This window comes from Thermococcus prieurii, from assembly GCF_054657655.1.
On sequence record NZ_BAAHYH010000002.1, the window covers coordinates 338,527 to 360,645 of the forward strand.

A 22,119-nucleotide genomic window follows, 5' to 3' on the forward strand; every position below is an offset into this window, starting at 1 on the left:
GTTTAAATCACCTTTTAACAGTTGTAGCACAGCATCGCAGCCTTCTTGAGGAGTATGACCCGGTAGAGCCTGCCGCGGATTACCCTTGGAACCGAGAGCTTGTTAAGGCGGTGTATCCTTCTCCTGTCGAGAGCAATCAAATCCAGCTCTCTGAGGACCTTAACGAAGTCCTCCGGACGGATTTTAAGCCACTTCGAGTACTCGTCGAAGAGCTCCTTCTCGACGACGCGGAAGTCCTTCCCGTCGATTCTGTACCGAATTGCCCTCCTTGGCAGCTCCTTCCTGAGCCTCCAGCGCGCGTGGAGCGGCTCCTGGAACTCGTAGACGGCCTCGTCCATCGGTTTGCCTTCAACGAGCATCTTGAGGAGTATGCCTAGAATTCTGTTTATCCTGTCGGGAACTCCTATCACGTCGCCCCTGAGAACTATCTTTCTCCGCCTGACCCTTATTCCAGCTCCTTCAAGCTCCTCGCCGATTTTGGGAGTCAGCTTTTTATCTCCGCCGGTGTCGACGATTCCGCCGATTACGAAGGCCTTAACGCCGAAGTCCTCCTCGCTTAAAACCTCGTCGGCCCAGGGGTCGAGGAGAACGACCTCGTCTATTCCCTCCCTCCTCAAAAACTCGGAGGTCGAACCTTCGTAAGCGGTAATCCTATCGAGGGGACCGTGGAACATCTTTCGGAACTCCTCGTTGGCCCATGTAACTGCCAGCTCCCTGCCGGTGAAGTAGTCGCGCAGGAGGCCGTAGCTCTGGTTAATCTGGAGGCAGACCTTGCCCTTCTCCTTCTGGGTGTGTTTGTCCCAGAGCTGGAGGTCGATTATGAAGTAGGGCCACTCGGGCAGTTTTGAGCGGAGCTCCTCCGGGGAGAGAACCATCTCGAACTTGTCCGCCATGCAGAGAGGGGCGTAGGCGTAGTAAGAGCCTTCAACGCGGTTTCCGCTCAGGTCCCACGCGACTGCAGTCTTCTCGGGGACACGGAAGATTGCGCCCTTGCCGTGGACTATCTCAACCGCTATGTCCTGGAGTTTGTTTTTGGACTTTCGAAAGCGCTTCGAGAGCGTTCCTATGCTCTCTATCCCCTTCTCCCTCAGTGCCTCCCTGAGAACGTCCGCGAGAGTCTTCATGGCCATCGGTGGGGGGCTCGGGAGGATGTTTAAAAATCTACCGGCCGAAAGGTTTTTAAGTCCGCTCGGCCCCCTAAGAACGGACGCGCCCGGGTGGTGTAGCCCGGTCAAACATGCGGGCCTTTCGAGCCCGCGCCCCGGGTTCAAATCCCGGCCCGGGCACCAGAATCCTGCCTCCCGCCTTATCTGCACCTTCTCCAAGCGAGAGCCTCAATAAAACGGCGTCTTCTATGAAACGAGACCGGTTATAAGTCGCGGTAGATACCCTTTTTGAGTTTGAGCCGGAGACAGTGAGGTTTTCTTTATTTATAACTTTGGGAGAAATGATGTATCATTTCAGTAACCTTTAAAAGTGCACGTTGCGTATACGATATTGAGCCCGTGAGAATGATTGGGCGATGAGCCGCATGAGCATGAAGTCCCGTTGGGGACGGAGTTGGCGGGCCCTTCGAGTGGTGGCCCTGGCAGACCCTTATGAAGCCGGGGACGCACCGTGAGAGGGGCTTCACAGTATCCCTCTTTTCCGCAGTTCTTTCTTGAGAGCGTTTGGATTCGGGTTCTTTTCGTAAATCTCGCGGCTAATGTATGCGAGGTTATCTGTGAGAAGAACAACGTGCCGGAACTCGTATCTCCTCTTAGCTAAACTTTCCTTGAAAACGTTCTTTTGACCTGAATACTCGCTGAACTTTTTGAGCACAGCATCATCGAGAATCAGAACGCGAATGTTTCCTGATTTGTTAACTACCTCGTCTTTAATCTCGCTCAAGAAGGGAGTTATGATGATTTTCTCCACGTATGGTTTTAGTTTCTCGAATCTGTCCGGGAATTTTGCAATGTAGTTCCTTCGCTCCTGCTTCGGAAGCTCTGCCAGGTGTTTAAGCCAGCCACCCTTCTCTCGGATATATCTGAGGTTGTCGTACTCTGCCTCAACTAACGCATAGATGGTTCTTTTCTGCCTGCTTCTGTCTACTGAGATTACAAGCGTCTTCATTCCATCACCAACCAGCTCGGCCTCTTCTCCTTGGGAATCAGCTCGGCGAGTCCCTTGAGTTCTTCAGGGGTAAGAATGTAAACTTCCTCTGGAAGCTCTGCTTTTGAGGGGATGTAAATAAGCCTCTGCTCGACGTTGTAGATTTTACCCTTCTTCTTCTGCCTCTTGATTTGCTTGCGAACCTGAACCTTGAGCATCGGTCCCACCAGTATACGGTAGATGTCAGCCTTTATAAAGTCTTCTACCGTAGAAGTATTAGTATGATAGCAACATAGCGGCTCTAAGAATTCACGCCATCCTTAAGGCATGCAGTCCTTGCAAAGCACGGCTGTCCCGCAGAGAGCATGGGATGTTTGCGTTTTAGCCCATCCCATGCAGCATCCTGCCGAGAAATCTCGCCCAAAAGTAAACGCTGTCGTAGGGCCCAATCCTGGTGACCCCGTAGACAGGCGAGAACAGAATGGATGAAACGAGCGCTATTAAGAATCCCTTTCTCAGCATCCGTGGGTTCTCGGAGACAGCGTAGACTGAGACGATGAAGAGAAACGGCACGAGCATGTAGGTATAGTAGAAGTCGTAGCTAACCATGGCCCAGGAAGCCCCAAGGAGGAGCTCCGCCCACAGGGGCGCGGATGGGATGAGGAAACGGGGTTGGAGGAGGGGCAGGAACCCCATGGAGAGAAGAACCAACGCCACAAAGGACCATCCCCTCTCCCTCAGGAAGTTGGGAGTTCCGTGATAGCGGGCCATCCATCTCGGAGGGACCCACCCGTTGAACCAGAATATCAGAACCAAGCTAGCGGCCATCCAAAGAACAGCGAGGAGAACCATCGTCAGTTCAAGCCGGTTCCTCAACCAAGTGCGCGGTTTCAGTGAACCCATTGGGGAATCCTTCCGCATAATCCCCATCCACATGAGGGCGATGAGGAAGAGCCCGGCGTCCTCCCTTGCGGAGAGCACGAGGGTCGCCGACACGAGCATGGGCTTAGTTCTCCCTGTTTCGTAGAAGTACGCGGTCAGAAAGGCAAAGGGAATCGCCAGAGCACAGGCGTGAAAATCTGCCTTGTTTATCCCGTGAACGAAGGGGTTTATGAGGTACATCAAGGCAAGGAGTAGCGCCGATTTTTCGCTTTTTAACACCTCTCTGGCAAAATAGAAGAGGCCAACTGCACCGAGCCCTATGAAGATAGACTGCACAACGAGTATCGTCTCGATGTGAGGAAACAGCGCGACAATTGGAAGGAGGAGGAAGAGGATGGGCGAGTTGTGAACCGCGAAGTGGGAAGTTCCTTCGTAGGGACTGTAGAAGAAGCCGTTCCCATGGAGTGTGTTTATCAAGTCGCTGTAAAACGTGTGCGTATCGCAGAGAACGTACCCAGGCGCGTAGAAGTGCTCAAAGGCGTAGAGCCTGAACACGGAGTAAGCAGAGAAGAACGCGATGTAAACGACCACGAACACCCAGAGGGCCTTAACGTACTTCGAAGCCATGACCCAGCTCCCCCTGCCAAGACGGCCAACGGACGGATGCGGTCGGACCCTTATAAACCCACCACAACCGCGTTACGTTGGCCGTTTCTCGTCCTCCGGAAACTTCCAGTTTCTGGTAATCTTCGCGACGTTTCTAACGAGTGCCCGCTCATCGCGGTTCCTCTCGACGAGCTTCTCAAGGAAGGAGATTAGGTCGTCGTAGGTTCCCCTCTCGACCGGGAACGGAACGCGGTCCTTTCCGCCAACTGCGTAGGTGAACTTGAAGGGGTCCGGTGGGTGCGTCACCCTGTCCCTCCAGCTTGGGGGCGTTTCGTAGACCAGCTCGACCACGAGCGAGAGGGCCCTCAGCGTGCTCGGCCCGAGCCCCTTGAGGAGAAGGAGTTCCTCGTAGTTCCCGACGCCCATTTCCCTCGCGAATTCAAGGGCCCTCGCGTTGAGCTCCAGCTTCCCGAGGCTCTCGTAGCGCTTTAAAATGGCCATCTCATCGACGTCTCTCGGACGGTAGTACACCAGCGGTCGATAGCCCTTTGCGATGGCCTTTATCGTCTCAACCTCGCGCGCCACCTTCTCCGGCCCCTCGCTCACGAGGTCGAGGAGTGTTTTCTGAAACTCCCTGGAGTCCCTTGAGACGGTGTTAAGGGCCAACTCGGCGCGGATTCCCGCTATCGCCTTGTGGGGGTCGAAGGTGAAGGTTTCGGCGTCAAACCAGTGATAGCGCCTCGCGAGTTTGGCTTTCTCGTTCATTCCCTGCTGTATCACCGCCCAGTTGCCTTCCCTGTCGAGGAGGAAGGCGTGGTGGTAGAGCTGATAACCTGCCTGAAAGGCAACGGTGTCAACCTTCGCGACGAGACGGGACGTTCGGATGTAGGGTTCCGGGTCGAGGTCGTAGCGCTCCGCTATGGTTTTCAGCTCCTCCGGCGTTCTCCTGCTTGCCTTTCCCTTCCCCCCGGCGACCTTAACCCCGAGCTCCTCCCGCGAGAGGGCCTCCTTTATCATGCCCACCGTCACCGTCGTCGAGCCCGAGGAGTCCCAGTCCATGCCGATGAGGTTGTTGAAGGCCTGGAACCAAACCGGGTCGGAGAGCCTCTCGAGGAGGCCTTTCGTCCCGTACTCGTCAACGGCGAGTATTAGAACTAGTCTCGTTAGCTTCCTCATCCTCTGAGCGAGCCACGCGGGAACGTGGCCACCGTGAAGGGGCAGTTCGGCAACGTTCCTCATCTGAGTTGGATAACCCTTCGAGGTTTTAACTTTTTTTGCGGGAGAATTTTCGAGAGACACTCAGAAACCTCAATGATTCTCCATAAAAGTGTTGGAATTTTCAACGGAAAGGCTTTTTATTGAGCGGTTCGATTTCCATCTGCATAGTCACGGGGGGTTTGCCATGGGAGTTGAAAAGGTTCCGAAGTACGACATCCCGACCGTTAAGGTTGACTACGTTTTTATCGAGCTTGACAAGATGAAGCCCCACGAGCAGCTCGTTCAAAAGGAGCTCGAGGACTTCATCGAGAGCGTTACGGGAAGCGGCATCTTCTGGAAGCCGATGCTCCTCGCGAAGATTCCGGGGACGGATGAGTACCTCATCGTTGATGGCCACCACCGCTGGGCCGGCCTTCAGAAGCTCGGCGCCAAACGCGCTCCCTCGGTCATACTCGACTACTTCAGCGACGACGTCAAGGTCTACACTTGGTATCCGGCCTTCAAGGGCGACCTCAATGAGGTTATAGAAAGGCTCAGGAAGGAGGGCCTTGAGGTCGTTGAGGACCCCGAGGCAGAGGAGAAGGCCGAGCGCGGTGAGGTTGCCTTCGCCATAGTCGGGGAGAAGAGCTTTGCAATCCCTGGAGGCCTCGACGAGCAGAAGGTAGTCAGCAGGGTCCTCGACGAGATGAACCAGGAGGGCAGGATAGAGCTCATCTACTACGGCCTTAAGGAGGACGCGAGGGAGGACATGGCCAAGGGCGAGATTGACTACGTCTTCATCAGGAAGGCCCCGACCAAGGAGGACGTTATGGAGCTCGTCAAGCGCGGAGAGGTCTTCTCACCGAAAACCACGAGGCACGTGCTTCCATTCAACCCGGACAAGATTGACGTCAAGCTCGAGGAACTCTTCTGAGTTCCAACAAGTTTTTAAATTTTGTGTCTTTTATTCATTAGCTCCGATGACGATGGATTAACCGGCTGAAGTGTGATGAAATCGGCCTTGACCGAGGATGCACCTACATAACCACTTACAAAAAAGGGATATAAACTCCAACTCCCAAAACTGGACGGTGGGAAGATGCTGAAGGCGTTCGCTCCCCTCCTCGCGGGGGCCCTTGTGGACAAGCCTGGGATGGGGCATTTCAGAATAGTTCACTCCCTCAAGGAGATTCCCGAAGAGAGGGCGGTCGTCATCGGCAGGGCCGGTGCAAGGGTCCCGCCAGGGTGGGAGCTCGTGACAGTGAGCGCCGCGAGGGGCTTCTTCGGCCCGAGGGAGCTCCACAGGATTCTTGAGGGTATCGTGGCGAGCCTCAAGAGCGACCCGGATAAAGCGGTCGTCATAGCGTGTCCGGAGTACCTGGCGCTCCACAACGGTTTTACTGCAGTTGTGAAGTTCCTCAACGACGTCCGCGACTACGCGATTCTCCTGGGAGGCAGGGTTTACCTCGTCACCGACGAACTCGCCTGGGACCCGAGGGAGTTCGCCCTTCTGAAGAGGCTGGAGGATTAGGCCTTTAAACCCCCTCTTCTAACTCCCCATGGGGGTTGAGATGCTCCGCGGTTTAATCTTCGACGTTGACGAGACCCTCGTCTACTACGAGGGCTACGACCACAGGAAGTGGTTCGAGGAGTGGGTTAAGCCGGCGCTCGAGAAGGCGGGGATAGAAATCGATTACGAGGCATACAGGAAGACCGTCAGCGGCGAGCTCCCGAGGAGCTACGTGAGAAGACTCGGCATAGACCCGGTCGAGATGTGGAAGGTCATAGACAGGGCGAACAACGAGTACCGGAAGGCGATGGCCAGGGAGGGGAAGATAAAGGCGTTTCCGGACGTTGATGCGCTCGGGGAGCTGAGAAAGCTCGGCCTCAAGATGGCCGCGGTCAGCAACGCCTCGCAGGAGAACACCGAGTTCGTTCTCGACCTTTTCAACCTCAGGGGGCTCTTCGACGTCGTTGTCGGCAAGGACTACTCCAACATCGACGGCGTCAAGCCCAGCCCGTACCTTATAAACAAGGCCCTTGGAGCGCTCGGACTGAAGCCGGAGGAAGTTCTCGTCGTGGGGGACAGCGTTCACGACGTTCTGGCCGGTCATCGTGCAGGCGCCAGGGTCGTCAACGTCACCCGCTTCGGCCGGGTTGAGGGGGCCGACTACTACGTCGAAAACCTGTGGGAGTTGCTTGAGCTCGTAAAAAAGCTGGGGACTCAGTCCCCGTAGAACTCATTTTCGAAGGCATCAATCCCGACCTCAAGCGAATCAAGCCAGTCAAGGAACCTGCCAACGTCCTCGTCCCTGAATATCGCCCCGTGCTGCGGCGCTATCATCTTGGGTTTAAGCTTCCTTACCGAGCGGACCCATGCCCTAAGGGCCTTCGTTGAGCTCATATATCTCCTGTGGAAACCCTCCATGTGCTTTGTGTGCTCGTCGAAGTCCTCAACGAAGAGGTACCACTCGTCCTTCGAGAATGCAGCGGCTCCAATGTCCGAGCTGAACAGGATTCCGCTCTTCTCATCGTAGAAGACGAAGTTGCCCGGGCTGTGGAGGTAGTGGGCAGGAACCGCTCTTATCGTCGAGCTTCCCAGTTTGAACTCGGCACCCCTGTCGGGGATTCCGACGGTTCTGCCGGCGCTCATTACGGCCAGGTGCGGAATGAAGCGCACCCACAGCTCCGAGATAACGACCTTCGCCAGCGGCGCGTACTCGAACCAGAGGTTTAGACCCGCAACTACGTCGGGGTCCTGGTGCGAGTACATGAGGTACTTAATCTGGGTCGGCGGAATCAGGGAGGAGACGTTCTTGAGCACGCGGGAGAACACGAAGAACCCGCCGGGCTCTATAAGCGCGCCCTCGTTTCCGTCAATGACGAGGTACTGGTTGGTCAGTATTCCCTTCTCGTCCTCGCTCTCCTCAATTCCAAGCCAGTAAACCTTATGGCTACCGTCGTCGTAGAGCGGGTAGCTGTTCATGTTCCTAATCATCTCAAACACCTCCAGCGGGGACCCACGCGTTCACCATGTAGGCCCCGGAAACCTTTGAAAGGAGCTCAACGGCTTCCCTAACACCGTCCTCTCCCTCAACCTTGAGGGTCTTAACCTCGCTTCCGTTCCTCAACTCAACGGCCAGAACCTGACTGCCCCTGACGAGCACCTTGAAACCGCTGGTCCCGTCGGACGTTATCCCCGAGAGGTAGAGAACCTCACTGCCCGCCTTCTCAAGAATCTCGTTGAGAACGTTGAAGAAGCCTCCCTCAGGGATGACGTGTAGACCGCTGTGAACCATCTTGGCCTTGGCTAAGAAATTGGCGACGCTCATGGGGTCGGAGAAATCTACTCCCACCACCGCCTCTTCAGTTCTCCGGCTTACCCCGACGGGTTTTGATGCCTCCGCCAGCTCCTTAAGGTTCCTGGCTATCCCCTCGACGAGTATCTCCAGGGTCTTCCCGAGGAGGAACTCCCCCCTGCCCGAGTAGGAGAGCTCCACATTGGCAGAAACGTACTTCTGCCATTCCTTGAGGGTTATCACGACCGTCAGGTTGCCCCTCTTTCCCCTTCCCTCGTAGATGTGGCTGTTGTAGTCCTCGTGGAACTCGAACTCGTAGGTGTCCCTGAACTTGAAGACGAAGCGGGGTAGCATTATCTCGGCCACGACCGGGTTTCTGCCCCCCACCTTGACCACGTAGGGCCAGTTCGTTATGAACTGAGCCGGGTCGTGGAGGATTGAATCGATTGAATCCATGCCAGCATTTATTTTAACGGAGGTCTCCCTGCGCTTCATGCTACTATCCCCAGCGCCTCTATCAGCTTGACGTAGAGTCCCTCTGGGCCGTCGGCTGGGCTCACCGGAAACAGGAAGTGCACCTCGTCACCGTCCTTCACGACGAGCCGCCTCTCTGAGGAGTATAGAACCACGCTGAGTTCGAGTTCCACCACTGAACCGTGGCTCGTCTTCATTGTGCCTACGGCATGGGGAACCGCGACCCTGGAGCCCTCGACGACGTCCTTCCAGATTGAAGCTATAACCTCAAAGGGATTGATTCTCCATAAGAATGTGCCCCTTCCAGATGATTTAGTTCCTGTTACCATCATTGCCCATCACCTAAACGCACTTGTAGATTCATAACCAAAATCAAGAAGTTCGCTTCTTAAACCTTCTGGTTTCTATATTTGCCAAGACTTAGAAAAAAGTTCGAATTTTGAAGTTCAAACCGGATGTTTGAGTGAGGTTCGAAGCCCCTTAAGACATCCTTAAAAGGAGTTTCAACATAACTAAGATGAGTGATGCCCATGGAGGCCTTCAAATGTGAACGATGCGGGGCACCCCTTGAGGTGACCCCCGAAACGATTGTTGCCGTCTGTCCGTACTGCGGTTTTCCGAACCACCTGACCGGAAACCTCAGGACTGAGGACATGTTCCTTGTTCCTTCGCTCAACAAGAACCAAATCGCGGAAGCGTTTTGGCGTATGGTCGAGAAGGACTTCGACCTCAAGCGGATTAAGGACTCGATTCAGGTTGTCGGCGTTGAGGGTCACTACGCACCGTACTGGGTCGGGGACGTCTACGTGAGCGGTGATGTGGATTACACCGTCCGCGAGGAGGAGTGCGAAACCTACACCGACAGCGAGGGAAACACGGAAACGCGGTGCCACACCGTTGAGAGGCACTACCACGACGTCGTGAGCGAGACCCTGCACCTGATAGGCCCGGCCAGAAGGCAGGTGGCGAGCTTCGGTGTTGACGACATCATAAAGCACTACTCCAAGACGAGGCCGGAAGAAAAGCGCCTGCTCGACCTCGACGAGGGGCAGTGGGAAAAGCTCAAGCTGGAGATACTCAACACGGAGATGGACGAAGAGCAGGCAAAGCTCATGATGCGCGAAGATGCGATAGACGTTATCAGAAACCGCTACTCTTCCAAGGCCGACAGGATAGACCGCTTTGACGTAAAGGCCGAGGAACCAAGCAACACCCGTCTCGTTCTCCTGCCGATGTGGACGGTTTATTACAAGTTCGAGAACTCGATATACCACTCGGTTTTCGCGGGCTGGGACGGGAAGAGGGTCGCCTCGACGGAACCGATGTCAACCCTCAGGCGGGCGGAGTACATGGGTGGCGTCGCCCTCGGAATCCTGATAGGGGCCATCGGTGGGGCCTACGGTGCCGCGGCGAGCGCCTACGCGCTGACGGGGATAGCGATAGGGCTCGGCTCGGTTCTGAGCGGGTACTTCGGCTTCAAGATCCTCGAGGGCCAGCGCGTTGAGAGGGGTGGTTGAAATGGAGGTTACCTGTCCCACGTGCTCCGCGACCTTCAAGGTTCCCGACACCGTTGAGGTCGCCACCTGCCCCTACTGCGGGACGACTTTCCACGTCCATACGAAGGAAACCGGTGAGCACTTCTTCTTCCCGCCGATGAAGAAGGACGCCGGCGGTGTTCTGCTGAAGTTCCTCTCAAGGCAGTACGGCGCTCCGGCCGACATAACGGGGGCGAAGATAACCAAGAAAGAACTTCACTGGGTTCCGGTTTACTTCTTCTACCTGCACGGAAGGAGCAGGCTCTGGCCGACCGTTGAGGAAGTTCAGTTCATGGGGATTCCCGCGGGTTCGCCCTTTAAGACCCTCCTTGAGGGCTACCCGTTCCCGATTAGGGGCAAGGTCTTCTTCAGTGAGGACGTCGTCAAGAAGGGTTACTACTACGAGCCCGAAGTTCCGAAGGAGAAGGCCGAAGAGCTCGCGAGGGTTGCGCTGATAAACGCCCTAATTGGAGAGGCGAGGCAGGAAGACAAGAGCGTCAGCGAAGACGAGCTCGAACTCGAAGTCCGCTACCTGGGTCTCGTCCACTACCCGCTCTGGGAGCTCCGCTATGAGTATGCCGGAAAGGAATACTGGGGCTACGTTGACGGAACCGATGGAAGGGTTATCTCGGCAGAATACCCCCTTGAAAGCGGTGCCAGAAAGAAAGCCAGTGCGATGGCGATGGGCGTAATCGGGGCCGGGGCGGTTCTCGGGTTCATAGCGTCGGCAATCTTCGGAACGCCCTTCGGCCTGCTGGGTGGCCTAATCCCCGGGGCGGTCGGCGCGTGGGGGATAGGCTCTAAAGGCGCCGTGAAGAAGAGAATCGTGAGCGGTGTAATAAAGGGTCGCTCCGGAAACCTCTACTTCCAGCCGATTTGAGGTGATAAGATGGGGAAGGAAACCTCGATTGTGGAGAAGCTTGAACTTATCGTGCCCGGATTCCACGGCTACAAGAAGAAAGAACTCCTCAGGGAAGACGACAGGCTGATTAGGGGAAAGGTGGCCGACCTTCTGGGACAGGCAAAGAGGGAACTTGAGAGGGCCCTGCAGAGATGCGCCATGGTGAACTGCCAACAGCTGATGGGCATTGAAAACCTGAGGAAGAAGCTCATGATGCTCGAGAGCAGGGTGAAGCACGCCGAGGCCGGCTACCGCGGTTACTTCGACCGGGTCAAGTTCAAGGAGAAGGAACTCGAAAGGCTCATCGAGTACGACGCCAAGATGATTGAGCTCGCTGAGGAGATACTTAACGAGGCCAAAGCGTTAAACGCCCAGGTGGCGAATCCCCAGGCCCTTGGCATTGCGGTTCTCAACCTCGATGACAAGCTCGTGAACTTTGAAGAGGTTCTTAACCAGAGGATGAGTTTCGCGGTGGGTGAGTGATATGGTTGAGGTAATCGAATGGGTCAACCCCGGTGAGGACGAGATAATCTGGAGGTACCCGAACGAGGTCATAAAGTGGGGTGCCCAGCTCATAGTCCACGAGTACGAAGTGGCAGTCTTCATGCGCGACGGCAAAATCTACGACGTTCTCGGGCCCGGAAGGCACACGCTGACGACGCAGAATTTGCCACTCCTATACAAGCTCGTCGGCGGGAGCAACAGCCCCTTCAAGGCAACGATAATCTTCGTCAGCATGAAGCAGTTCCAGGGGCGCTACGGTGGCGAAACGCAGACGAAAGAATTAGCGCCGGTCAAGTACTACGGCGTCTACTGGTTCAAGGTTGCGGACCCGGTCCTCTTCATCACCGAGGTTGTCGGCGGTCAGAGCTTGTATGATGCCAGTGACGTTACCAAGTTCATCAGGGCCTACTTCAACGAGGGCATGATGAAGCATCTCAGCGCTTACTCGATAGTGGACCTCTTCCAGAACCTCGACATGGTCAGCACTCAGGTGAAGATAAAGCTCATGGAGGACTTCCGCAGGTTGGGCCTCGAGCTGGTCGATGTTAAGATTGAGGGCGTTAACACTACCGATGAGTGGCGCCAGAGGCTCTTCTGGCTCATGCAGACGGGCAATGCTCAGGCGGTTATGCAGATGGACACAGTGAAGCAGGTTGCGGCGGAACTTGGCAAGAGCCCCGGCGCGAGTGTCGGGACGGGAATGGTGCTCGTTCCCCAGCTCTTCCAGCAACCGGCCCAGCAGGCCCCGGCCCAGCCCTATGCCGGCGCACCTCCAGCTCCCCAGCAACCACAGCAAACGGCTCCCTCCCAGCCAGCGCAACAGGAGATATGCCCCTATTGTGGCAAACCTATTCCACCAGGGGCGCGCTTCTGCCCCTACTGCGGGCACGAAATCAAGCGCTGTCCCAACGGTCACATAGTTCCGGAGGGGGCGAAGTTCTGCCCGGTCTGCGGTGCGAAGATTGAGTGAGCCTTTCTTTCTTCCCCTTGATGTCAACAGTAATTGCCGATAGAAAACTCCCAGCAACTGGGAGAAACACTTAAATACGTACGTGAGTGTTTTTTAATCACTTCCCTAGGCGGTTCAATAGGTGGTTGAAATGGAGGCGGTTCCAGAGTTCATCGGCCTCAACGTTGGATTCATGCTCCTCCTTCTCTGGGTCTTTGAACCACTTTCTCCAACGTTTGCGCTCGTGATGGCGCTCTTCATGGGGCTTGGAGTCGTTTTGTATCGAGTCTACCGAGAGGTCAGGATTCTGCCCTTCATCAGAAGCGCCCCCTTCGAGGTAAAAGTTAGGAGGACGAGCGTGTTCACTGACGACGAAAGGTTTGCGGAGGTGTTTAGGACAATCAAAGTCCCTTCCAGGGGACTGCCAAGGTTCGTTTACGTTGGGAGTTACCCAAGTGAAGTCGAAACGAGGATGGGGGTCCTCACAGGGGTAATCAACACCGACGTTTTCGAGGGTAGCGTTGAAGACGCACTCTCCAGCCTAAAAAAGCCTCCTCTGTGGTGGGTTGACTTCACGTCCCCGCTCGGGTTTCTCCTTCGGACTCTTCTGCCTGCCGTTGCTCTTAGGTTACCCATGAAAACCGCAACCGCCGTCCTGATAGTGGCAGGAATCGTTCTCGGCCTCGTTGATTCCATTAACCTAAACATGACGTCAGTGTGACCTATTGGATACTCAGCAATATTTTTATTCATCAGTACCCTACAGTGAAGGACTACCAACGGGTGGTAACAATGGGGAAAAAGACCCTCGCCGCAATTCTGATAGTTGTGGTTGCCATGACCTTCGTTTCCATGTGCCTCAGTCAGAGTCAGGTAGCCACGGAAACGACGTCCACAACTCCACACACGTTTTCGTCGAGTACGTCTCAGGTTTCGTCAACCTCAAGCCCCTCCCCCTCCACTACAACCGCAACAAAGAATCTGGAGAATTCGCAGACCCAAACCACGACCACCCCGCAGATAGCGGAAAACGAGACAACGACCTCCACTCCACCTGCATCGTCCTCCAATGTCCCCGAGAACCAGTCTCAGACTTCGAACGCCACAAGCACTCCAAGTGAATCACAGCAGTCGAACGAGGGCATGATAAACTTCGTGGAATACTTTCCGACGAACCCGGGGCACTACATCCTCTACCGCATGACGGACGAGAAAAGGGGCCTAAACTACACGGTTGAGGTCGTTTCTCAATACGCGTCCCCGGGTGAGTTTCTGCTGACGTTCACGGGGATAAACGGTACAGGCTATTTTAGGGATTCTGCAATCAGCGGAGTTATTAAGAATGCAATCTACATTAGAGCCGGATGTCCTTCAGCGCTTCCTGCCCTTTACTGGTACCTGATTTATCTGCCCCTCTCGACCGAAAACGGCTCATCCTGGAGCTGGCAGTCCGCATGGTACACAGCAACTCTGCTTGGCAACGTAACCGTCAACGGCGTTCACTGCAAAGAGTGCGTACGGGTGAACATCGACGGCACGTCCGTCAGGTGGGACTACCTCCGGGGAAGGGGAGTTGCCTACTTCTCAAAGGGGGCAGGTCTTGTTGATTTCGAGTTCAACGCAAGTGATGGGAGTCATTTTGAAGCTAGGGCCCTCCAGGTGAAAAACCTCAAGCCCAGAACGATTTCCGGCGTGCTGACCTTGGATTTTGTAAACCCCGCCGTCGGCTATCGTGTTCAGGTGGCCTACTGCCAGGTGGGCAAGGCGGGAAGCGGTATTGTAGACTCACAGGGAAGGTTTAAACTGCAGGTTTTCTTTGAGAAGGCTATAACGCTTAGGTACGGCCCGTCGCAAAGCGGATACTTTGATATAAACGTAAAGAAATCGAAGGAAACAAAGGTCTGGAAGGACAACGTTGTTCTGTCGATGGACTACTTCACAAAGCAGTCCTTTGAAAAACTCCGCTCGACGGAGTCCTGGAAGGAACTCGTTCGTACAATGCACTTCAACGCGTGGATGGATATAGCCGAGAAAGCCGGGGAACTGCCCCAGTACAAGTACGCGATATACGAATCGAGAACCCTCGCAGTGGACCACCCGGAGATATACCTCCAGGCGGACGAGCTCTTCAACGAACTCCTCACGACACATCCAGGCATGTGGGACTACTACATGGTGAGGACGGACAACTTTTACGAAGAAGAGCGGCTCTACAAAGAGATACAGAAGAAGATAAACGAAGGCTACGCCGACAAGTTCTCATGGGCGCGGTTCAGTATAACCCAGTTCAAGCCAATCAGATACCGCGAGATTTACTACAACACCTCCGCGTTCCTCCCCTTCATTGACCTCCGCCTCTACTTCCTCGGCTCGGCGCTGAAGGCCGCCGGCTGGAGGGCGACGCCGCTTTCGATGGCAGAGTTCCTCTACTTCAAGTACAAGTCCGAGGGAGTGAACCCGTACCTCGTCGTTACCGGGAACGGAAGCGCCTTCGTCGCCTACGAATCGGGTGGAACCGTCAAACTCGTTCGCTACGACGGAAAGGTTGTGAACGATAAGCCCAAGAACGTCGTGCTGGTGTTCAACGACCGCTACGTCTGGTACCCGCTCATGGGAAGGAACGACACCTCGAAGGACCCTGGGCTCGCCGAGGTCGTGAGGATGTACGCAACCAAAGACGACCTCCCCAACCTAACGGAGGAGGAGCGGAGCCTTATAAAGGTCCTGAAGGAAAACACGGAGTTCAACAACGAAACTGATGAGCTGTGGGCTCTGTACTTTGCCGCGAGACTTCATGTAGCATCGTGGCAGTACTATCCAAAGATAATGAAGATACTATATCCCCATGAGTACCAACTATGGAGTATCAATTCAAATAACAGTATATATTGGGGATATGGTCCAAATATAATGCACTGCAAAGACACATACATAGCAGTGATAAGCAACGAACTTTCCCCCGGAACAGCGATGATTGCTGGACTCATGAGGAAACTGGAAAACCAGAGCCTCGACACCATGATGAGCATAGTCTTCGGGGACAGGCAGTGGTACGTTATTAAAGGTGTGAACTTACGCATAGCGGGACTCTATCTATGGTTCAATTCAGAGATATTTTTCATGACAATAGACGATGGTCTCCTAAGTCACGGTGGTATTTGCATAATGATGTCCGCTATGGCGGCTGGAATACTCCGCTTGGCTGACGTGCCGGGCCTTGAATACTACATCGCAGGCATGCAACACACAGACAGGCCAGGCGGTCATGCAAACGTCCCGGTGTTCATGGGAAGGGAGTACGGCACGATTAACAACTTAAAGTGGAACAATCAGTTCAACGACTTTGAGAATACTCCCCATGCGGTCTTTGAGAAGATTATCACAAAGAACGGCTGGGCGATGCTCGTGGACTGGCCACCGTACAACGACGGCATGATAAGGACGACCTTCACATTCGACGGGCTCTTGAAGCTCCTCGAGCACCTTGAGAGCCTCGCGCCGGGCATGAGGATAGCGAAGTTCACGGGAGAGGGAGTGAGCGGCTGGACGGGGGTTCCCCTCCAGCAGTTCATAGAGGAGAAGGTTAGGCCGGGTAACGTCATCAGGTATCCCTGGTGACGTCCCTTTAAATTTTTAAAAAGAACGCTCAAACCTTAATCCTCTTCCAGACCGTCCCCTGCGGTGTGTCCTCCAGCTGGATGCCGAGCTTTCTCAGCTCGTCCCTGATTTTGTCGGCCAAATCGAACTTCCTCTCCTTCCTGAGCTGACTCCTTACCTCAACGAGCAGGTTTATGAGTTCCTCCTCGTTTCCGGCCTTCTGCTCCATGAAGTAGTCCTCAAACAGACCGAAAACCTCGCCGACGTCCTTGAAGAACTCCCAGGCCTTCCTGAGGATGCTCTCCTTCGGCCTTTCCACCTCGGTGAGGTAGCGGTTGACCGCGTTGCTGACCTCGAAGACCGCCTTCAAAGCCTCGGCCGTGTTGAAGTCGTCGTCCATCGCCTCATAGAACTTCCTCCTGGCGTCCCTTATGGCCTCGTAGGCCCTGAACTCAGGCTCGTCCCAGCGGAAGGAAATCTCCGCCTTCTCCATCGCCACGCGGATGTTTTCGAGAGTGTTGTAGAGCCTCTCGAGGTTGTTCTTGGCGTGCTCTATGCCCTCTTCGCTGTAGTCGAGGGGCGAGCGGTAGTGCCTCTGGAGGACGAAGAGCCTTATAACCTCCGGGTCGTAGCGCTTGAGAAGCTCTCTAACGGTTACGAAGTTGCCTAAGCTTTTGCTCATCTTCTCGCCGTTCACCATCAGGAAACCGGTGTGCATCCAGTAGTGAACCCACTCGTGGCCGAAGCAGGCCTCGCTCTGGGCTATCTCGTTCTCGTGGTGCGGGAAGATGAGGTCGTTTCCTCCGCCGTGGATGTCGAAGCTCTCGCCGAGGTACTTACTGCTCATCGTGGAGCACTCTATGTGCCAGCCAGGCCTTCCCTCGCCCCAGGGGCTTTCCCACTTGGGCTCACCGGGTTTCGCCTTCTTCCAGAGGGCGAAGTCCTCGGGGTTCTTCTTCCCCTCACCGGGCTCGACGCGCGCGCCTTTAACGAGGTCCTCGAGCTTTATCTTGCTCAGCTTTCCGTAGTCCTTGAACTTCCTGACCTCGAAGTAAACGCCGTCAGAGCCTTCGTAGGCGTAGCCCTTCTCTTCCAGCTTCTTCACGAAGTTGATGATGTCGTCCATGTGCTCGGTGACGCGGGGATAAACGTCGGCCGGCTTGACCTTCAGGGCCTTCATGTCCTCAAGGAAAATCCTCAAAAAGCGCTCCGCAAGTTCCTTCGGGTCCTCGTCGGTCTCGTTGGCACGCTTGATGATTTTGTCGTCTATGTCGGTGAAGTTCATGACCATTAGAACGGTGTAGCCCTTGTGCTCGAGGTAGCGCCTGACGACGTCGAAGGCAATGTAAGTTCTCGCGTGGCCAAGATGGGGGTAATCGTAAACCGTCGGACCGCAGACGTACATTCTAACCTCGCCTTCGCGAAGGGGCTTGAACTCCTCCTTCTGCCTCGTGAGGGTGTTGTATATCCTAATCGCCATTCCCACCACCGGGGCCTTTTGGGAGGGCCTTTTTATTAGCTTATCGTTGCGGGAAAGCTTAAAAACCAACTCCACAACTCCGGTTAGAGCCCGAAAAAGGGGGTTGTAAAGATGGTCAAGGTTGAGAAGGGAGACGTCATAAAGCTCCGCTACACAGGAAAGATTAAGGAGACCGGCGAGATTTTCGACACTACTGATGAAGAGATAGCCAAGCAGGCTGGCATTTACAAGGAGAACGGCGTTTACGGTCCGGTCCCGATAGCGGTCGGTGCCGGCCACGTCCTCAGGGGCCTTGATGAGGCCCTGGAGGGCCTTGAGGTCGGCAAGAAGTACGAGATAGAGATTCCGCCTGAGAAGGGCTTTGGAAGGCGCGACAGGAAGCTCATCAAGACCTTCACCCTCGGCCAGTTCAGGAGGCAGGGCATAATCCCGTTCCCAGGAATGCCGGTCGAGATTGAGACCGAGGGCGGAAGGAAGCTCAAGGGAAGGGTTCTCACCGTCAGCGGAGGTCGCGTCAGGGTCGACTTCAACCACCCCTACGCGGGCAAGCACCTGGTTTACGAGGTCGAGATAGTCGAGAAGATTGAGGACCCGATAGAGAAGGTCAAGGCCATGATTGAGCTCCGCCTCCCGAGGATTGACGCCAACAAGGTCGTCATCGAGGTCGGCGAGAAGGACGTCGTCGTTGACTTCACCCCGGTCCTCGACGAGGTCGACAGGGGAACGCTGGCCATCGGCGAGATGCTCCTCGAGAGCGACCTCAAGTTCCTTGGCTACGAGGAGATAACCTTCAAGCCCAACATCGAGGAGCTCCTCAAGCCACCCGAGGAGGCCGAAGCCGAAGCAGAGGCCACCGAGGAAAAGGTTGAAGGGCAGGAGAAGCCCGAAGAGGCCGAGCCCGCTGAAACTACCGAAGCCACCGAGGAGACCACCGAGACCGCCCTGGAGGAGACGAAGGAGCCTGCCGAGGAGAAGGAAGAGGGCGAGGGGCCGAAGGAGGAAGCGGAGAAGGCTGAGGAGAATGAAGAGAAGCCCAAGAAGAGAACCAGGAAGAGCACCAAGGGCAGGAAGACCAGGAGGACGACCACCAAGAAGACCACCAGCAAGAAGAAGACCAAGGCCGCAGAGGAGAAGGAAGAGAAGTCGGAGTGAGGTTTTTAACCCCCAACCTCATTTCTTTTCTGGGGGTGCGCATGGCGAGTCGCTTTGAGGTTCTCCTTCAGGACTTGGGAAGCAGGTTCACAAAGGACGATGTTCCGAAGATTAGGGACGCTCTCTTGGCCCTCAGGCGCGTTATGGAGATTCCAGTATCGTACCTCAACCCTACGAGCGGCTATCACCCCGTCGTCATCTTCAAGAAGCGCTTCGGCGGGGTTCAGAAGGAGGTTCCCGTTTCGATACTTGACCTCAGAATCCTGAACCGCTACAACATGCCGGGCTGGAGGAGGGAGGTTGAGTTCTGGCTCGACAACGATGTTGTTATCCACGAAAACCTCTATGGAATGGAGGCGCTCCTCATCGGGGACCCACGGGGATTGAACCGGCTCTCGGACGTCATAAGAAGGCTCACTCAGTACATGACGGTTCGCCCCTCCAGTCTGGTGCTATTCTACAACACGATTTACATGGACTATGGGGGCGGGCGCTACATCCAGCTCCTGCTTAGGGGAAACGACCTCGACGTGAGACTCATAAGGATGAAGCTTAGCGAGGCCGCGAGCTACCTCGGCAAGGCCATCGAGTACATGGACTCGGCCTTCGGCAACAAGAACGTAGACTTTTACAAGCTCCTCTTCGCCCATGCCTCAGAGACCTACAGCTCCTTTGACTGGTTCTTCCACCGCTACCTATACCCCAAGCTAAACCCGGAGCAGAGGGAGTTCCTGGAGGAGATGCAGGATTACCGGAACTTCCTCAGACTGCTTTACGACTACATCAACAGACTCAACAAGGACAGAATCGGCGACGAGGTCGGAATCCGCGTCATCAGGAGGGCGAACCCCAAGAGGCCCCTTGAGATAGGCATAGCCTTCACAAACCGCGGAATCGAGGTCAGGCGCTATGCCAACACCGTCCAGATAAGCTTCATGGTGTGAAGAATGGACAGAGCTTCGCTTCTCTACGTCCTTCTCTTTCCCCTGAGCTTCGTTCCCTGGCTAATCCCGGCCTCTTTCTGGGGGCACGTTCTGATTGTTCTCGTTGCCTACCTGCTCGTTCCCCTGGCAATCTCAACGGCCCTCGGCTTCAGACCAGAGGAGCTGGGACTCAAACCCCCAAACCGCAAGGGTGTTAAGCTGTTCCTCCTGCTCTTCGCCCTTTCGATTCCGCTGAGCCTATACGGGGCTACAATTCCCTCGATGCGAAACTACTACCCGGTCTTTTCCTACTCGGGCCCGGGAAGCTTCCTCCTCGGGGAGCTCGGCATGGGGCTGATAATGCTCGCCCACGAGGCCTTTTACAGGGGCTTCCTCCTCTTCCCCCTCGCCAGAAAGAACGAGTGGCTGGCGATAGTCCTCCAGGACATTCCCTACACGCTCGTTCACATAGGGAAGCCCGGAATAGAGGTGCCCTACGCGTTGGTGGCCGGAATCATCTTTGCAAAAATGGATTTGGAAGGGGAGAGCTTCCTCCCGAGCTTCCTCCTCCACTGGCTCGGCTCAGCGTTTTTCGACGTCCTTTGCGTTCTTTAGCCTGGCCGTTCCGTAGCCCACGAAGAGCACCTTGTCCGGGTCGAGGGCCTTCAGCACTTCGGGCCTGTGGGTGATTATCAGGGCAGTTATGCCAGCCTCGCGTATTATCTCGGCGACTTTCTTTGCAACGCGCATCGCCGTCAGCGTGTCGAGGTGGGCCGAGAACTCATCTATCAGGAGCAGGTTGGGCTTTTCTGCCAAAAGCGAAGCTATCCTCGCCCTCTCCTTCTGGCCCGTGCTCAACTCGCCGTACTTTGCCCTGTAAAGGACGGCGTCGCTCAAACCGGCCCTGTTGAGTATCTCCACGGCGGCGTTGAGGTCGCCTATCTTCCTGTAAACGTGCTCCAAGATGCTCTCCGTTCCGAAGGTCGGCTCGAACTCACCGGGAATCATCACCGAGACCTTGGCGTTGTCCGGAACCTCAATCTCACCCTCCGTCGGTCTAAAACGCTCCTCCCACCAGCCGTTGGCCGAGCCGAGGATGAGCCTCAGCAGTGTTGTCTTTCCGGCCCCGCTCGCGCCGACAACGGCTATAAGCTCGCCCGGCAGGATTTCGAAGTTCAAATTCCGTAAAACGGGTCTCTGGATTATGCGGTGCCTGACGCCAAAGGCCTTCAGCAGTTCCTGAATCTCCTCGGGCAGGCCCTTTATGTCGAGCTCGCTCTCAAAGACCTTGCTGACGTTGACAAACCTTATCGGTCCGGCCAAGGGCTCAACCTTTCCGTAGCTGGGTTTCCAGAGCCTTCCGTCCTTTGGAGCGTAGGGGTCTTCCTTCAAAAAGCGCTCGATGTACTCTTTTGCCTCTTCAGTCAGCGGATAGAAGAGGACTGGTCTTCCGCTCGCGGTCTCCCAGAGGAACTTGAAGCCGACCTTCTCGAAGAACGGGTTGTAGCGGGCCATCTGAGCTATGGTCTCAACAATGTGCTTCCTCTTCCGCATCTCGGGAATCCTGCGCTCGGCTATCCACTCGAGGGCCGACTTGACGCTCAACTGCCCCAGCCCGTCGGAGCGGTAGTCGGGGTGAACGACGACCCTCGCTATCCTCGCGCCCGCTGTATTGGTCTCTGCCAAAGCCCTCCACTTGGCCTGCTCCCAGAGGTAGGAGCGGGCGATTCTCTTCTTTCCGTACTTCCTCTTCAGCTCCTCGTAGAGCTCCTTCATTATGCGCTCCGGCCAGAATGCCGGGTGGAACCACTCCTCGGGAAAGACCCTCTCGCGGATGTTCTTCTCCACCTCGCCGTTCGGAAGCCGGCGGTGCATGAGCGGTATCGGCGGGTCAACGCGGACGTAGCTGAGAATCCTCGGCTCGTACTCCTCCCTCTCCACGAGCTCGAAGATGAGGAAGCGCGACGCCGGGGTCGAGCCCTTTATCTCGAGTATGTGGCTCTCGGCCCCGCAGATTGGGCACTTCCCCTTGGTGTTCGCCTCGAAGATGTGGCCGTTCTCACAGCGCCACAGGGCAACTTTCTCCTTCTGGCTCGCGTAGTGGTACTGCTCCAGCTCGGCAATCGCCTCGAAGTCGGACTCGTATTTCGCCTCCCTCGCCCTGATTTTGTAGGTGTAGAGGAGCTCGCCGGTCAAAGGCGAGTAGCGCTTGGCCTCGACTTCCTTCTCGAAGAGTGGCCATACGGGAATTCTATCGCCCTCGTAGAACTTCCACAGCCTATAATCGTCGAAGTCGAGAACCTTGACGCCGTCCTTCTCCTTTGGCTTATGGAGGACTTCAATTTCAACCTCATCGCCGTTCAGAAACCACTGGGCGACGTTGCCCGTCATGTAGAGGCGGTACTTTTCGCCATCAGCTTCAACTTCGAGGATTCCGAACCAGCGGTGCTTGAAGCGCGGGATTTCGCTACCCGTAACTTTTCCCCTTATGAGCATGGAATCACCGGGATAAATAGGGAAGAGGGA

Annotated in this window: 23 protein-coding genes and 1 tRNA gene; 14 read left to right on the forward strand and 10 right to left on the reverse strand. The window is 55.5% G+C overall.

Features of this window, described 5'->3' with window-relative positions:
* Positions 1-14: 14 nt before the first annotated feature.
* On the reverse strand, positions 15-1,124 hold the full coding sequence (trm10, locus tag ACYQ04_RS05065; RefSeq protein WP_460129887.1) for a tRNA (guanine(9)-/adenine(9)-N1)-methyltransferase: 1,110 nt from the start codon (positions 1,122-1,124) through the stop codon (positions 15-17).
* Positions 1,125-1,211: 87 nt separating this feature from the next.
* On the opposite strand from trm10, the gene ACYQ04_RS05070 reads away from it, so the two are divergent.
* Positions 1,212-1,289: transfer RNA gene (locus ACYQ04_RS05070), tRNA-Glu, on the forward strand.
* Positions 1,290-1,629: 340 nt separating this feature from the next.
* Here ACYQ04_RS05070 and ACYQ04_RS05075 read toward each other — a convergent pair.
* The 4 genes from ACYQ04_RS05075 to ACYQ04_RS05090 form a co-directional block, all read right to left on the reverse strand.
* Positions 1,630-2,115, reverse strand: a complete 486-nt coding sequence (locus ACYQ04_RS05075) for a hypothetical protein (RefSeq protein WP_460127840.1) — start codon at positions 2,113-2,115, stop codon at positions 1,630-1,632.
* Entirely contained in the window at positions 2,112-2,312 is a 201-nt protein-coding gene (locus ACYQ04_RS05080) for a t26-17p (RefSeq protein ID WP_460129888.1), read from the reverse strand. The genes ACYQ04_RS05075 and ACYQ04_RS05080 overlap by 4 nt, the downstream gene beginning before the upstream one ends.
* 163 nt (positions 2,313-2,475) lie before the next feature.
* Entirely contained in the window at positions 2,476-3,603 is a 1,128-nt protein-coding gene (locus tag ACYQ04_RS05085) for a DUF2079 domain-containing protein (RefSeq protein ID WP_460127841.1), read from the reverse strand.
* A gap of 72 nt (positions 3,604-3,675) precedes the next feature.
* A complete protein-coding gene (locus ACYQ04_RS05090; RefSeq protein WP_460127842.1) occupies positions 3,676-4,821 on the reverse strand; it encodes a DUF763 domain-containing protein in 1,146 nt (381 codons plus the stop codon).
* A gap of 163 nt (positions 4,822-4,984) precedes the next feature.
* Here ACYQ04_RS05090 and serK point away from each other — a divergent pair, with 163 nt between their 5' ends.
* The 3 genes from serK to ACYQ04_RS05105 all read left to right on the forward strand — a co-directional run bounded on the left by serK (position 4,985) and on the right by ACYQ04_RS05105 (position 7,016).
* Positions 4,985-5,713, forward strand: coding sequence for an L-serine kinase SerK (gene serK, locus ACYQ04_RS05095; protein ID WP_099210699.1), 729 nt, complete (start codon positions 4,985-4,987; stop codon positions 5,711-5,713).
* A 165-nt stretch (positions 5,714-5,878) separates the two neighbouring features.
* Positions 5,879-6,310 carry a DUF835 domain-containing protein gene (locus ACYQ04_RS05100; RefSeq protein WP_460127844.1) on the forward strand — a complete coding sequence of 144 codons (432 nt, stop codon included), beginning with the start codon at positions 5,879-5,881 and terminating at the stop codon, positions 6,308-6,310.
* Between the two features lie 40 nt (positions 6,311-6,350).
* A complete protein-coding gene (locus tag ACYQ04_RS05105; protein WP_460129890.1) occupies positions 6,351-7,016 on the forward strand; it encodes an HAD family hydrolase in 666 nt (221 codons plus the stop codon).
* Here the strand turns inward: ACYQ04_RS05105 and ACYQ04_RS05110 are convergent.
* Genes ACYQ04_RS05110 through ACYQ04_RS05120 form a run of 3 tightly spaced genes read right to left on the reverse strand, consistent with a single transcriptional unit; the run spans position 7,004 to position 8,881 of the window.
* Positions 7,004-7,777 carry an oxygen-binding di-iron domain-containing protein gene (locus ACYQ04_RS05110; protein WP_460127845.1) on the reverse strand — a complete coding sequence of 258 codons (774 nt, stop codon included), beginning with the start codon at positions 7,775-7,777 and terminating at the stop codon, positions 7,004-7,006. The two genes, ACYQ04_RS05105 and ACYQ04_RS05110, sit on opposite strands and share 13 nt — an antisense overlap.
* Before the next feature lies 1 nt (position 7,778).
* On the reverse strand, positions 7,779-8,573 hold the full coding sequence (locus ACYQ04_RS05115) for a hypothetical protein (protein ID WP_460127847.1): 795 nt from the start codon (positions 8,571-8,573) through the stop codon (positions 7,779-7,781).
* Positions 8,570-8,881: a hypothetical protein gene (locus ACYQ04_RS05120; protein WP_460127849.1), complete on the reverse strand. Its 312-nt coding sequence runs from the start codon at positions 8,879-8,881 to the stop codon at positions 8,570-8,572. Before ACYQ04_RS05120 ends, ACYQ04_RS05115 begins: the two co-directional genes overlap by 4 nt.
* Positions 8,882-9,076: 195 nt before the next feature.
* Here ACYQ04_RS05120 and ACYQ04_RS05125 point away from each other — a divergent pair, with 195 nt between their 5' ends.
* The 7 genes from ACYQ04_RS05125 to ACYQ04_RS05155 all read left to right on the forward strand — a co-directional run bounded on the left by ACYQ04_RS05125 (position 9,077) and on the right by ACYQ04_RS05155 (position 16,059).
* The gene (locus ACYQ04_RS05125; RefSeq protein WP_460129892.1) at positions 9,077-10,069 is read left to right on the forward strand and encodes a hypothetical protein; all 993 of its coding nucleotides are present in this window, start codon (positions 9,077-9,079) and stop codon (positions 10,067-10,069) included.
* 1 nt (position 10,070) lies between these two features.
* Positions 10,071-10,967 carry a hypothetical protein gene (locus tag ACYQ04_RS05130; RefSeq protein WP_460129894.1) on the forward strand — a complete coding sequence of 299 codons (897 nt, stop codon included), beginning with the start codon at positions 10,071-10,073 and terminating at the stop codon, positions 10,965-10,967.
* A gap of 9 nt (positions 10,968-10,976) precedes the next feature.
* On the forward strand, positions 10,977-11,471 hold the full coding sequence (locus tag ACYQ04_RS05135) for a hypothetical protein (RefSeq protein WP_460127851.1): 495 nt from the start codon (positions 10,977-10,979) through the stop codon (positions 11,469-11,471).
* A 1-nt stretch (position 11,472) separates the two neighbouring features.
* The gene (locus tag ACYQ04_RS05140; RefSeq protein WP_460129896.1) at positions 11,473-12,462 is read left to right on the forward strand and encodes an SPFH domain-containing protein; all 990 of its coding nucleotides are present in this window, start codon (positions 11,473-11,475) and stop codon (positions 12,460-12,462) included.
* 121 nt (positions 12,463-12,583) lie between these two features.
* Positions 12,584-13,162: a hypothetical protein gene (locus ACYQ04_RS05145; RefSeq protein WP_460127854.1), complete on the forward strand. Its 579-nt coding sequence runs from the start codon at positions 12,584-12,586 to the stop codon at positions 13,160-13,162.
* Positions 13,163-13,295: 133 nt separating this feature from the next.
* Positions 13,296-13,562, forward strand: coding sequence for a hypothetical protein (locus ACYQ04_RS05150; protein ID WP_460127856.1), 267 nt, complete (start codon positions 13,296-13,298; stop codon positions 13,560-13,562).
* A gap of 22 nt (positions 13,563-13,584) precedes the next feature.
* Positions 13,585-16,059 carry a hypothetical protein gene (locus tag ACYQ04_RS05155; RefSeq protein WP_460127858.1) on the forward strand — a complete coding sequence of 825 codons (2,475 nt, stop codon included), beginning with the start codon at positions 13,585-13,587 and terminating at the stop codon, positions 16,057-16,059.
* A gap of 28 nt (positions 16,060-16,087) precedes the next feature.
* Here ACYQ04_RS05155 and cysS read toward each other — a convergent pair whose 3' ends face one another.
* Positions 16,088-17,518, reverse strand: coding sequence for a cysteine--tRNA ligase (gene cysS / locus ACYQ04_RS05160; protein ID WP_460129898.1), 1,431 nt, complete (start codon positions 17,516-17,518; stop codon positions 16,088-16,090).
* A 111-nt stretch (positions 17,519-17,629) separates the two neighbouring features.
* Here cysS and ACYQ04_RS05165 point away from each other — a divergent pair, with 111 nt between their 5' ends.
* From ACYQ04_RS05165 to mrtA, 3 genes are read left to right on the forward strand one after another with little or no spacing between them, the layout of a single operon-like run.
* Positions 17,630-18,670, forward strand: a complete 1,041-nt coding sequence (locus ACYQ04_RS05165) for an FKBP-type peptidyl-prolyl cis-trans isomerase (protein WP_460127860.1) — start codon at positions 17,630-17,632, stop codon at positions 18,668-18,670.
* A 41-nt stretch (positions 18,671-18,711) separates the two neighbouring features.
* Positions 18,712-19,614 (forward strand): hypothetical protein, encoded by a 903-nt coding sequence (locus ACYQ04_RS05170; RefSeq protein ID WP_460129900.1) that lies wholly within the window; start codon positions 18,712-18,714, stop codon positions 19,612-19,614.
* Positions 19,615-19,617: 3 nt separating this feature from the next.
* A complete protein-coding gene (gene mrtA / locus ACYQ04_RS05175) occupies positions 19,618-20,208 on the forward strand; it encodes a CPBP family archaeomyxosortase MrtA (RefSeq protein WP_460127862.1) in 591 nt (196 codons plus the stop codon).
* Here the strand turns inward: mrtA and ACYQ04_RS05180 are convergent.
* Positions 20,176-22,089 (reverse strand): ATP-binding cassette domain-containing protein, encoded by a 1,914-nt coding sequence (locus tag ACYQ04_RS05180; RefSeq protein WP_460127864.1) that lies wholly within the window; start codon positions 22,087-22,089, stop codon positions 20,176-20,178. The genes mrtA and ACYQ04_RS05180 overlap by 33 nt on opposite strands.
* Positions 22,090-22,119: the final 30 nt, after the last annotated feature.

What these genes read in the sequence shown, in the direction of transcription:
- ACYQ04_RS05085 (WP_460127841.1), bottom strand. Translation starts at nt 3,603, where the DNA reads ATGGCTTCGAAGTACGTTAAGGCCCTCTGGGTGTTCGTGGTCGTTTAC.
- ACYQ04_RS05180 (WP_460127864.1), bottom strand. Translation starts at nt 22,089, where the DNA reads ATGCTCATAAGGGGAAAAGTTACGGGTAGCGAAATCCCGCGCTTCAAG.
- cysS (WP_460129898.1), bottom strand. Translation starts at nt 17,518, where the DNA reads ATGGCGATTAGGATATACAACACCCTCACGAGGCAGAAGGAGGAGTTC.
- ACYQ04_RS05090 (WP_460127842.1), bottom strand. Translation starts at nt 4,821, where the DNA reads ATGAGGAACGTTGCCGAACTGCCCCTTCACGGTGGCCACGTTCCCGCG.
- trm10 (WP_460129887.1), bottom strand. Translation starts at nt 1,124, where the DNA reads ATGAAGACTCTCGCGGACGTTCTCAGGGAGGCACTGAGGGAGAAGGGG.
- ACYQ04_RS05130 (WP_460129894.1), top strand. Translation starts at nt 10,071, where the DNA reads ATGGAGGTTACCTGTCCCACGTGCTCCGCGACCTTCAAGGTTCCCGAC.
- ACYQ04_RS05080 (WP_460129888.1), bottom strand. Translation starts at nt 2,312, where the DNA reads ATGCTCAAGGTTCAGGTTCGCAAGCAAATCAAGAGGCAGAAGAAGAAG.
- ACYQ04_RS05110 (WP_460127845.1), bottom strand. Translation starts at nt 7,777, where the DNA reads ATGATTAGGAACATGAACAGCTACCCGCTCTACGACGACGGTAGCCAT.
- ACYQ04_RS05165 (WP_460127860.1), top strand. Translation starts at nt 17,630, where the DNA reads ATGGTCAAGGTTGAGAAGGGAGACGTCATAAAGCTCCGCTACACAGGA.
- ACYQ04_RS05170 (WP_460129900.1), top strand. Translation starts at nt 18,712, where the DNA reads ATGGCGAGTCGCTTTGAGGTTCTCCTTCAGGACTTGGGAAGCAGGTTC.
- ACYQ04_RS05075 (WP_460127840.1), bottom strand. Translation starts at nt 2,115, where the DNA reads ATGAAGACGCTTGTAATCTCAGTAGACAGAAGCAGGCAGAAAAGAACC.
- mrtA (WP_460127862.1), top strand. Translation starts at nt 19,618, where the DNA reads ATGGACAGAGCTTCGCTTCTCTACGTCCTTCTCTTTCCCCTGAGCTTC.
- ACYQ04_RS05120 (WP_460127849.1), bottom strand. Translation starts at nt 8,881, where the DNA reads ATGGTAACAGGAACTAAATCATCTGGAAGGGGCACATTCTTATGGAGA.
- ACYQ04_RS05115 (WP_460127847.1), bottom strand. Translation starts at nt 8,573, where the DNA reads ATGAAGCGCAGGGAGACCTCCGTTAAAATAAATGCTGGCATGGATTCA.
- serK (WP_099210699.1), top strand. Translation starts at nt 4,985, where the DNA reads ATGGGAGTTGAAAAGGTTCCGAAGTACGACATCCCGACCGTTAAGGTT.
- ACYQ04_RS05125 (WP_460129892.1), top strand. Translation starts at nt 9,077, where the DNA reads ATGCCCATGGAGGCCTTCAAATGTGAACGATGCGGGGCACCCCTTGAG.
- ACYQ04_RS05140 (WP_460129896.1), top strand. Translation starts at nt 11,473, where the DNA reads ATGGTTGAGGTAATCGAATGGGTCAACCCCGGTGAGGACGAGATAATC.
- ACYQ04_RS05105 (WP_460129890.1), top strand. Translation starts at nt 6,351, where the DNA reads ATGCTCCGCGGTTTAATCTTCGACGTTGACGAGACCCTCGTCTACTAC.
- ACYQ04_RS05155 (WP_460127858.1), top strand. Translation starts at nt 13,585, where the DNA reads ATGATAAACTTCGTGGAATACTTTCCGACGAACCCGGGGCACTACATC.
- ACYQ04_RS05135 (WP_460127851.1), top strand. Translation starts at nt 10,977, where the DNA reads ATGGGGAAGGAAACCTCGATTGTGGAGAAGCTTGAACTTATCGTGCCC.
- ACYQ04_RS05100 (WP_460127844.1), top strand. Translation starts at nt 5,879, where the DNA reads ATGCTGAAGGCGTTCGCTCCCCTCCTCGCGGGGGCCCTTGTGGACAAG.